This is a genomic window from Myxococcus llanfairpwllgwyngyllgogerychwyrndrobwllllantysiliogogogochensis (assembly GCF_006636215.1).
GTDB classification, from domain to species: domain Bacteria; phylum Myxococcota; class Myxococcia; order Myxococcales; family Myxococcaceae; genus Myxococcus; species Myxococcus llanfairpwllgwyngyllgogerychwyrndrobwllllantysiliogogogochensis.
Window position 1 is genome coordinate 1 of sequence record NZ_VIFM01000346.1, and the last position, 10,668, is coordinate 10,668.

Genomic DNA, 10,668 nt, shown 5'->3' on the forward strand with positions numbered 1-10,668 from the left:
CACCCGCACCGAGTCCCGGCAGCGCGGTGGGGGCCTGCCGGGACTCGGTGCGGGTGAAGGGCAGCCACTCGGGATGGGCCCGCAGGAAGGCGACCAGCCGCTCACGGACGAGGGCGCGCAGGTCGAAGAGCTTGTCCGGGTTGGCCGCGCTGACGAGCGCGCGGACGGTGAGCGTGCGGTCCTGGGCCTCCAGCACGACGACGGACTGGAGCCGCCCGTCCCACAGGTGCTTCGCGTCCTGCTCGACGATGCGCCGCAGCTCCCCGCGCACCGCATCCACGTCCGTGGAGTAGTCCACCTGGAGGGTGACGGCGCCGAGCATCTCCGTGCTGGACTTGCTCCAGTTCTGGAAGGGCTTGTCCAGGAAGTAGGTAATCGGGATGACCATGCGGCGTTGGTCCCAGACGCGCAGCACCACGTACGTGAGGGTGATTTCCTCCACGGTGCCGAACTCGGTCTCCACCACCACCTGGTCGCCAATGCGCACCGGCTGGGTGATGGAGAGCTGGATGCCGGCGAGCAGCGTGGCGATGGACTTCTGCGCCGCGAGGCCGATGACGATACCGGCGATACCGGCGGACGCGAGCAGCGACACGCCCACGTTGCGCACCACCTCGAACTGCATCAGGAGCAGCGCGGCGGCCACCACATAGGTCGCCGCCTCGAAGACGGCGCGCAGCACCGCGAACTGGGTGCGCAGCGAGCGGGCCCGGCCCGCGTCGCGCATGTCGCCCGACACGCGGTTCTGCACGAAGTTGGCGAACACCCGCAGGAAGCGCAGGATGAACCACGCCACCGCGATGATGATGAGCGAATAGCTCAGCCGGTTGAACAGCGTCTGCACCGGGCGCGGCAGCAGCAACAGGGACGTGCCCGCCGCCAGGAGTATCGCGAAGTACGGCAGCCGCAGGGGCCCCCGCCCCGCCGCCACCAGTTGGTCATCCAGGGTGAGGTGCGTCCACTTCGCCAGCCGCAGCCCGAACGCGAGCGACATCCGCTCCAGGAGCAGGGCCAGTCCCACCGAGCCCAAGAGCGTCACCAGCAGGCCCAGCCACTGCCAGGGCTCCAGGCCGAACACGGTGCCGGAGAAGAAGAAGGGCGGCAGCCACTCCGCCACGCGGGGGCCGTAGGTCTCGAAGAGGGGGTCCACCATCCGCACGGTGGACTCGCTGAACACCCAGACCAGGGAGCCGTCCTGGGCCACCCGCTGGACGCGGATGGACACATTGGCGCCCTCCAGCGGAATGATGCCCAGCAGGTCGAAGCGGGGGTCGGCCGGGTCCCCCTCCGCGGCCTTGCTCAAGAGGGACAGGTCGATGGAGAGCTTGCGGTCCAGGACGAACTTGAGCCGGCGGGCCAGCTGGGCGCCCCGCTCGGGCTGCTGGGCGCGGGGGATGAAGTCCAGGTCCAGGTAGTGCGCCGCAGTGGCGTAGTCCCCCCGGTGGGCCGCGGCCAGGAACCCCTGGGTGGTGGAATGGGGGGACTGGCGGTCCACCGGGGATGAGGGGGACCCCAGGCCCGAATTGAGCGCCGCGGCGGGCAGCGTCCAGAGGAGACTCCCCACCAGGAGAAGGGCCGTCCAGGCTCGGCGGTCTCGGTGCATCATGGCGCCCTGCATACTCCTTTTCGGTGGGTTTGCCGGAAGAAGTCAGGCCCCGCCCCCCGCCCGGACGACCGGGAGGGGGACGTCCACGACACCACCCCGTCTTACCCCGTGGGAAAGGCGTTGGTGCGCCGGGTGGGGGTAGGATAGAAACGGAGCCCAAGGAAGGTCGACGTGTCCGAGAAGCGAAGAATCCTCCTGATTGACGACAGCGAAATCACGCTCGCCATGGAGAAGGCCGTGCTGGAAGCGCGCGGCTACGAGGTCGTCGCCACCTCCACGCTCATGGAGTTCGAGAAGACGCTCCAGAGCTGGCGGCCGGACCTCATCCTCACGGACATCCACATGCCCGAGGCCAAGGGCACCGACATCTGCCGCACGCTGAAGAACGAGTACGGCACCCAGGACATCCCCATCGTCCTGTTCTCCAGCCTGCCCGACGACGAGCTGTCCAAGCTGGCCGAGCAGGTCGGCGCCGACGGGTTCCTGTCGAAGATGAACGGGCTGGAGGCCATGGGCGAGAAGATCGACGAACTGGTGCAGAGCATCCTCTGGTGAACCGCATGCCGCGCCCCGTCCTCCTCGCCGCCCTCTGGGGCCTGGTGCTGGTGCTCGGTGGGTGCATGCGCAAGGAGCCGCCGCCCCACCCGCCCGAACCCGAGGCGGGTGTCGGCACCGCGTCCAGTTCGGCGCCCGGCGCCATCCTCTTCGTCTCCGCGGATACACGCGGCTACCTGGGCCCCTGCGGCTGCAGCGAGAACATGCGCGGCGGCATCGCCCGCGCGGCGTTCCAGGTGCGCGAGGCACGCCAGGGAACCACCCTGCCCGTGCTGTACGTGGACGGCGGCAACAGCCTCTTCGGGGAGACGACCCTCAAGCCCGGACAGGTTCCCCAGGAGGAGCTGAAGGCGAAGGCGCTGGCGGATGCCATGCGGCTGATGGGGCTGTCGGTGCGCGCCACGGGGCCGCTGGATGACACACGCGGCGCGGACTTCCGCCAGGGGCTGGGTCTGCCGGAGGTCGCGGACGGCGCAGTGAAGCTGTTGCCGGCGGGCGCTCGCAAGGTGGGCGTCGTCGCGGGGGAGACGCCCGCGCAGCTCGTGGCGGCCAGTGCCAAGGCCCGCGCGGAGGGCGCGGACTTCGTGCTGGGGCTGCTGGATGCGCCGTTGGAAGAGGCGCAGAAGGCCGCGGAGACGCCGGGGCTCGCGGTGGATGTGCTGGTGGCCACGCGCTCCGCCACGGAGATGAGTGGTGAGCAGAACCGGTTGGTGAAGGCGTCGGTGCCCGTCGTCGCGCCGCAGAGCAAGGGCCGCTCGCTGGTGCGCGTGGACCTGAGCTACGCGCCGAAGCCGGGACGCTTCGCGCTTCAGAAGGGACAGGCCGACCTGGAGCGCGAGGTGGCAGCCCTGGAGCAGCGCACCGCGCTCCTGGACAAGGACATCAATCTTCCGGGCATCGACCCGAAGCTCAAGGCGCTCAAGCAGGCCAAGCGCGACGAGTTGGTGGCGCGCAGGCAGGCCCTGGTGACGGCGCCTCCCGCGGCGGCCACGGACGTCAACGGCTTCACGGTGCGCTTCGTGCCGCTGGAGTCGGGACTGCCCTCGCTGCCGGACGCGCAGGCGCTGGTGGCGCGCTACGACGCGGAGGTGGGCAAGCTGAACCTCGCCTGGGCGAAGGAGCACGGCCAGGACTGCCCTGTTCCCGCAAAGGGTGAGTCGGGCTTCGTCGGCAACGAGCCGTGCCGCGCATGCCACGAGGAGTCCTTCCCGGTGTGGGAGAAGTCCAAGCACCACCACGCCTGGGAGACGCTGGAAGAGGTCGGCAAGCAGCACCACCTCAACTGCGTGGGGTGCCATGTCACGGGCTGGGAGCAGCCCGGTGGCGTGTGCCGGCTGGACAAGGTGGCCGGGCGCGAGGACGTGGGGTGCGAGAGCTGTCACGGGCCTGGCTCCGCGCACTCGGACGAGCCGAGCGCCGACAACATCGTCGCGTCTCCTGGTGAAGCCGTGTGCGTCACCTGCCACAACCCGGAGAACTCGCCCCACTTCGACTTCGCGACGTATCTGCCGCGAATCCTGGGGCCGGGGCATGGCAAGCCAGTGGACGCTCAGCCGTCGACCAAGCCAGCGGACACTCGGAAGCCCGCCAAACCGTAATCACGCGTCAGCGCCTGGCAGGCCGCACCCACGGAGCGTGCAGAGTTCGGCCATACCGCGCGACTCCTTGTTTGACTGTCAAGAAAAAGGGCGAATACTTCGGCCTTCGCCTGCTTCTGGGCGCACTCTTCCTGCGACCAAATGCTGCCTCTCTGCCTGCTCGTGCTGAACCTGGCCTCGCTTCCTCTCTCGGAGGGAGTGCCACCGCCCATGCCCCCGCCTCCGCCCGGCATGCGCGTGCTCGCCGCGGATGAGACGCGCGCCGTTGCCCCCACCCCTTCGACGGTGAAGGACACGCCGCCCACCACGGGCGGCAGCGTCACGAAGACCCAGCCCACGAACACCGGTGCGGTGAAGACCGAGGGCTCTGCTTCCTCGCCTGCTGTTGGCTCCACGGCCCAGGTCGATGCGCCCACGGGCGCCGGCACTGTCTCTGGCAACACCGTGAAGGCCCCTGCCTCCGCGAGTGCTGGCGCTGCCGCGAGCCCGAGCGAGACCAACGCGGTGAAGGCCCCTGCCTCCGCGAATGCTGGTGCTGCTTCGGGCCCGAGCGAGAACAACGCGGTGAAGGCCCCCACCCCCGCGAGCGCTGGCGAGGCGACGAGCCCCGTCGCTGGCAGCGGGTTGAAGCCCTCCACGCCCGCGAACAGCAGTGGAGAAAAGACGGCCCCCGCCACCGCGAACATGGCGCCCACGAACTCGGGCAACGCGGCGAAGACGCAGGCCGCGCGCACGACGCCGGTGCCCCCGAGCACGGCGCAAGCCGCTACCGGCAACACGGTGTCCGCTGAAGAGAAGTCGTCAACACCGGGCAACAGTGATGCGCCGGAGCTCGACGACAAGCGCGCCATCGCGAACGGTCAGGACGCGGAGGACGCGGACGGGGAGCCCGAGGCGACGCGCGAGGTGGTGGAGTCCGAGTCCGCGGAGATGGAGGAACTGCGCGCGCTGGAAGGCGTGACGCTGGACCCAGCGGCCCGGCCGAGCGCGGAGGTGATGCAGTCCCTGCGTCGACTGGGGCTCGCGAACCCGCTGCGCATGCGAATGCTGGACGCGCTGGAGGAGCCCACCTTCCGCGAGGACGACACGCCGGAGCAGCTGCCGCTCATCACCAACCTGGCCGCGTTCGACGTGGGGCTGATTCAGGACCGCTACGACATCCCGGTGGAGATGCAGCCGCTGGTGGCGCAGTACATCCAGTTCTTCCAGGGGCCCGGACGGCGCTGGTTCCGCAAGTGGATGTCCCGCTCCGCGCGCTACCTGCCAGTGATGCAGCCCATTCTGGAGAAGCACGGCCTGCCTCGGGACACCGTGTACCTGGCGATGATTGAGAGCGGCTTCTCCGCGCACGCGTACTCGTGGGCGCACGCGTCCGGTCCGTGGCAGTTCATCTCCAGCACCGGCAAGCAGTACGGCCTCAAGCAGGACTTCTGGGTGGACGAGCGCAGGGACCCCATCAAGGCGACCGGCGCCGCGGCGACGTACCTCAAGGACCTCTACAGGGAGCTGGGCCACTGGTACCTCGCGTGGGCGGGCTACAACACCGGCTCCTACCGCGTGCGTCGCATGGTGGAGCGCCACGGCACGCGCGACTTCTGGGTGCTGTCGGAGGAGAAGGGCCTGGCGAAGGAGACGAAGCACTACGTGCCCAAGCTCATCGCCGCCGCGCTGGTGGCGAAGAACCCGTCGGCGTTCGGCTTCTCCGAGCAGGAGTTCGACTACGAGCAGCCCCTCGAGTTCGACGTGGTGGAACTGACGGACGCGACGGACCTGGACGTGGTGGCGCGCGCGGCGGGGGTGAACATCCAGGACGTACAGGACCTGAACCCAGAGCTGAAGCGCTGGTGCACGCCTCCGGCGAGCGCGAAGAACCCCTACAAGCTGCGGCTTCCCCCGGGCTCGTCGCCCCGGTTCGTGGAGGGCTTCAAGAAGCTCTCGCCGGCCGAGCGACTGACGTTCCGGGTGCACACCGTGAAGCGGGGCGACACGCTGTCGCAAATCGCGGAGCGCTACGGCACGGCGTCGGAGGCCATCCTCCAGATGAACCGGCTCAAGAGCGCGCGGACGTTGAAGCTCGGCACGGACCTTGTGATTCCGGTGCCGGCGAGCAAGGCGGGCCCCACGAGTGGCGGCGCGCTGGCGAGCAAGGTGGCGCAGGCCCGCCGCAGCGGCGTGGTGGTGCACCGGCCCGAGGACGAGGTTCCCGCGGGGACTCCGAAGGGCCCCGTGGCAGCGGGTCCGGTGAAGACGGAGACGCTCAATGGGCGCAAGCGCGTGACGTACGGCGTGCAGTCCGGCGACAGCCTGTGGGTCATCGCCACGAAGTTCAACGTGTCGGTGGATGACCTGAAGAAGTGGAACAACCTGCGCCGCCGCAACCCGACGTTGCAGGTCGGCTCGTTGGTGTACGTGTGGCCCGAGGGCACCTCCCAGGTGCAGGAGCGCGCGGGCACGGTGGTGGTGGCGAAGCAGGTGGCCGCGAATGTGGGGACGCCGGGCGGAAAGGTGCATGCGCTGGCCGAGGGCGAGACGCTCTGGTCCGTGGCGCAGCGCTACGGAATCACCGTCGAGGACATCATGCGGTGGAACAACATCAAGGACCACCGCTCCATCCCCACGGGGAAGGTCCTCTCGCTGAGCGCACCCTGAGCCTTCAAGCGAGGACGTCTTCGGACGTCCCGCCGTGGGACGCATCGTTGCCGCGTGGCGAGGGATGACTTCGACCATTCGCTGAGTTCACCGTGGGCGTCCCCCGCGAGGGCAGATTCGGCTCTCCCCTCGTCGGGCGCGCGGTTGCAGGGTGACGGGGCTCACGTCGCCCCTTCGTTCAGCGCGCCCTGGGCATCCACGACAGGGCCGCTTCGGGCTTCCCATCGTCGGGCGAGTGAATTGCACAGGGGCTGGGGATGACCTCGCCCATTTCGCGGAACGATTCACCCACCCTGCCCTTCTCGCTCGACGCCGACGACGTCCCTCTCTCGAGGGATGTGGATGCCGGATGGGCTCACACGCATCCCCCGACGCGAGCCCGAGACAACTCCGTGGAGACCGCCCCACGCGCGGCGTTCTCCGTCCAGGTCTCGCGACGCCCGTCCCACGAAGTCCGGACGGCACAACGTGGTGAAGGGGCCGGTAAGCTCGCCCACGATTTCGTAAACATCCCGCTGGGTTCGAGCCGCACACTGGCAAAAGACTCGGCCTCACTCGGGACGATAGAGCGAGCCATCACCACCGCCCGCGACATCGCGACCTCACCACGACGTCCGAGCAATCCGGCAACAGTCGCGCCCCCTTTCGGGACACCAGAGCGCACCAGCACCACCGCCCGCGACATCGCAACCGCTCCACGAGGTCCGAGCATCCTCGCAACAGACTCGGCCTCACTCAGGACTCCGGAGCGCACCATCCCCTTGCGCGGCGACGCCCTCGTCAGCGCCAACGCGGTCCTTCCCATTCCCGTGCAGCCCACCACCACGAACGGATGGGGAAGCTCATCCTGGCCCCCAGTATCCCCGCCCCTCGCCAACGCCCGCTTCACCGGACTGCCCCAGCTCGCGGACGTTGCGTCCGGACAACAGGTCCTCGGTTCGGGCTCGCGAGGTGACGGCCCCCGCGCGGTGCAGACAGCGTTGCTGAAGATGGGCTTCGCGCTCCACGGCGGAGCGGACGGACAGTTCGGTCCGCAGACGGTGCGCGCCCTGCGCAACTTCCAGGTCCACGCGCGTCGCGACTTCCCCTCGGTCAAACCCACGGGCGTCCTGGACGCCGTCACGCTGCGCGCGCTCGATGCCCTGGCACCCGAGCCCGGCATGCGCGGCCAGTCGCGCGGGACGCCTCCCGCCCTCTACGACGGCCAACCCGTGCGCATCGTCGTAGCGCTGCGCGAGCACCGCACGTTCCTCTACGACGCGGAGGGCCGCCTGCTGGACATCTTCCCGAATGCCTCGGGCACGTCCGCGACGCCCACGCGCGCGGGGCTCAAGGTCATCCGGGCCCGACTGGACCAGGCCGCCGCCGAAGCAGCGGGCGCGCGCCTGTGGAACGACCGGCACGTCTTCGGCACACGCATCCTCGACCTGTCCTGGGCCGACGGCCGGCACTCCGCCGAGGAGCTGCATGGAACCAACGCCCCCGCCCTCTTGGGCGCGGACGTGTCCCATGGCTGCATCCGACACTCGAACGAAGCCATCATCGTGCTCCACGACGCGCTCTCCGCGGGAGACCGCGTGGCCATCGTGGAGCACGTGGACGACCCACACCTGGGCGGAACCCGGGTGCCGGTCTCCTGAGGTGCTACCCCGCTTCGAGCAGCGCCTTCAGCTCGCGCACGCGACGGGTGATGGCATCACGGTCCACCGAGCGGTAGACCTCCGGCAGCAGCTCCCGGCTGGTGCATTCCTGCACCGCGACCAGGTTCTGGAGCTCGATTTCCAGCGGGTAGCTGGGGGGCACGAAGTCCGCCAGCACCGCCGCCAGGTCCTCCTTCGCCACGGACTCCCGGCCCTCCGCCAGCGCGCGGAACTTCGAGCGCACCATGACGGCCTCGATATCCGCGCCGCTGAAGGCCCGAATCCCCTCCGGAATCATCTGGGAGAAGGAATCAATGCCCTCCACCGACACGCCCGTCTTCTTGGACATGACCTGGAACAGCTCGTCCCGCTCCGCGTCCGTCTGCGGATAGAAGAGCGCCAGGTGCTCCTCCGCGCGCCCCTGACGCTTGAGGTCGATGGGCAGCAGGTCCGGCCGCGCCGTCATCAGGAACCAGACAATCTTGCCGCGGTACTGCGTGTTGCCCATGAAGGAGGCGATGGAGCCGAACACGCGGCTGCTCGTCCCCGAATCTCCACCCGAGTCACGGTTGCCAAGGAAGGTGTCCGCCTCGTCGATCATCACCGCCACCGGCCACAGCGCCTTGAGGAGGTTGAAGATCTTCTCGAGGTTCGCCTCGGTGACACCCTGCCACTGGCTGCGGAAGTTCAGGAACTTCACCACCGGGATTCCAATCTCCCCGGCGAAGCAGCTCACCATGAACGTCTTGCCCGTGCCCACCGGGCCCGACAGCAGGTAGCCCATGGGCATGACCTCGATGCGCCCCTTCTTCAGCGCGGAGGCCGCCTGCCGCAGCATCTGCTTCGCCTTGGCATGTCCGGCGACCGCATCCAGCGTGTGCGTCGGCTCGATGAACTCCAGAAGGCCGTGGCACTCCGCCTGGATGATCTCCTTCTTCTTCTCCTTGAGCAGGTCGGAGGTGATGCGAATCTCCCGCTCCAGCGCCTCCGTCAGCACGCGGTCCAGGTTGATGCGCGACAGGCCGGCCGTCATCTTCGCCAGGCCCGCCAGCGGGACTTCCGACAGCGACTGGAGCCGCTTGCCCTCCAGCTTGTAGCGCACGTACTCCAGCCGCTCCTCCTCGGTGGGCAGCGGCAGTTCAATCGGCGCCACGTACGGGTTGCGGGAGATGCGCGGAGAGATGTCCGCCAGGTTCTCCGCCAGCAGCACCACGGACACATCGCCCGCGAGGAACTGCGGGTCATGCGCCCACTTGTCCAACGTGGCCAGCACGAAGCGGTCCTCGGACGACAGGTGGGAAATCTCCCCGCCCGGCACCAGCGTCTCCGCGAAGTCGATGATGAGCGCCAGCGAGCGGCCCTCGCTCAGCCGCATCCGCAGGAAGTTCTCCAGAATCTGGAGCGCGCGGCCTGGGTCTCTCGGCGTCACCTTCGCGTAGTCCGTGCCGTACATCGCGTCGTAGCCGGACATCGTCCGCGCCAGGTCCTTCTGCGTCTCCGGCGTGGCCGAGCGGATGCCCGACGAGCGGTCGTAGAAGAGGACGTGGTCCCGCCCGCCGAACAGCTCCTCGGAGAGGAAGGTCTTCAGCGTGCCGAAGCCCCGCCCGCCGTCCTCCAACTGGAGCGGCTGGAGGTCCCTCACCGCCCCGTAGAGCAGGAAGGTGCTGACCGTCTTCGTGTAGTACTTGCGGGCCAGTTGCTGCGCCCAACGGGGGAGGTCCGCCAGCGGATCTTCCTTGTGAACCTTGCGCACCTTGCTCACGGACACACGCCTCCTGTCGCTCCCCGGTTCGAGGAGCTGACGCACCCGCTTCCCACGAGGGAAGCGGGGCTCGATTTCATGAAATCTAACGGCAGCGGGGCTGACGCTTGAGGGAAACCGTCGCCGTGGCGATGGATTCTCCGGCCTCCGGCGCGGGGACGTCCACCTCCGCGTCGTTGTGGCACTTCAGCTTCAGGGTGAGCTGACGCACGTTCGGGGACACCAGCACCGTGGCCGGCGTCTCCCCCAGCTCCTGGCCACCCGCGAAGATGACCGCGCCCGCCGGCTTGGAGTCGATCTTCACCGACACCTTGGACACCACGGGCTCCAGCTTCAGCGACACCTCGAACGGACCGTCACCCGTCAACGGCACGCGCTTGGAGGCGGGCTTGTGCTGCGGCGCGCTGATTTCCACCACCCACTCCTGGCCGGAGATGGGGACGCCCTTGATGAACGCGTCCGAAGCGCCCTGCGCCCGGATGACCTTGCCGTCCACCTTCACCTGGGCATCCGAGGGCTGAGTGACGAGCACCAGCGACGCGGTGCGCACCAGGCTCTCCAGTGCGACCTCCACCGGCTCCACACCCTTGCCGCTGTTGACCTGGAGGGTCCGCGTGAAGGTCTTGTAGCCCTCCGCGCTCACCGTCACCATGACCTGCCCCGCCGTCACCTCGCGCAAGAGCGTGGTGCCACCGCTCTCCACTGCGATGGGCTGGGTGTCCAGCGTCACCTGCATCCGACCGCGCACCTCGGGCGGCACACGCTGGAGATCCAGCATGACGTAGCCAACGCCCGGACGCGTCGCCACCCACCCCACGAGGAGGAGCACCAGCAGCGCCACGGCCCCGCCCACCCCAT

General features: G+C 68.9%; 7 protein-coding genes. 4 read left to right on the top strand and 3 right to left on the bottom strand.

What is annotated here, in order from left to right; translation table 11 throughout:
• The coding region (locus FJV41_RS44615) for a mechanosensitive ion channel family protein (protein WP_141648737.1) at nucleotides 1-1,606 on the bottom strand (1,606 nt) is incomplete at its 3' end.
• A 171-nt stretch (nucleotides 1,607-1,777) separates the two neighbouring features.
• Here FJV41_RS44615 and FJV41_RS44620 point away from each other — a divergent pair.
• The 4 genes from FJV41_RS44620 to FJV41_RS54350 all read left to right on the top strand — a co-directional run bounded on the left by FJV41_RS44620 (nucleotide 1,778) and on the right by FJV41_RS54350 (nucleotide 8,048).
• Complete coding sequence (locus FJV41_RS44620) at nucleotides 1,778-2,161, top strand: response regulator (RefSeq protein WP_015351808.1); 384 nt, start codon at nucleotides 1,778-1,780, stop codon at nucleotides 2,159-2,161.
• 5 nt (nucleotides 2,162-2,166) lie between these two features.
• Nucleotides 2,167-3,759 (top strand): multiheme c-type cytochrome, encoded by a 1,593-nt coding sequence (locus FJV41_RS44625; protein ID WP_141648738.1) that lies wholly within the window; start codon nucleotides 2,167-2,169, stop codon nucleotides 3,757-3,759.
• A gap of 210 nt (nucleotides 3,760-3,969) precedes the next feature.
• Nucleotides 3,970-6,408, top strand: coding sequence for a LysM peptidoglycan-binding domain-containing protein (locus FJV41_RS44630; RefSeq protein ID WP_246137810.1), 2,439 nt, complete (start codon nucleotides 3,970-3,972; stop codon nucleotides 6,406-6,408).
• Between the two features lie 809 nt (nucleotides 6,409-7,217).
• Nucleotides 7,218-8,048 (top strand): L,D-transpeptidase family protein, encoded by an 831-nt coding sequence (locus FJV41_RS54350; protein WP_438616785.1) that lies wholly within the window; start codon nucleotides 7,218-7,220, stop codon nucleotides 8,046-8,048.
• 4 nt (nucleotides 8,049-8,052) lie between these two features.
• Here FJV41_RS54350 and FJV41_RS44640 read toward each other — a convergent pair whose 3' ends face one another.
• Entirely contained in the window at nucleotides 8,053-9,810 is a 1,758-nt protein-coding gene (locus tag FJV41_RS44640; protein ID WP_141648740.1) for an ATP-binding protein, read from the bottom strand.
• An 85-nt stretch (nucleotides 9,811-9,895) separates the two neighbouring features.
• Nucleotides 9,896-10,668, bottom strand: a 773-nt coding sequence (locus FJV41_RS44645) for a PEGA domain-containing protein (protein WP_141648741.1), incomplete at its 5' end; no start/stop codon positions are given.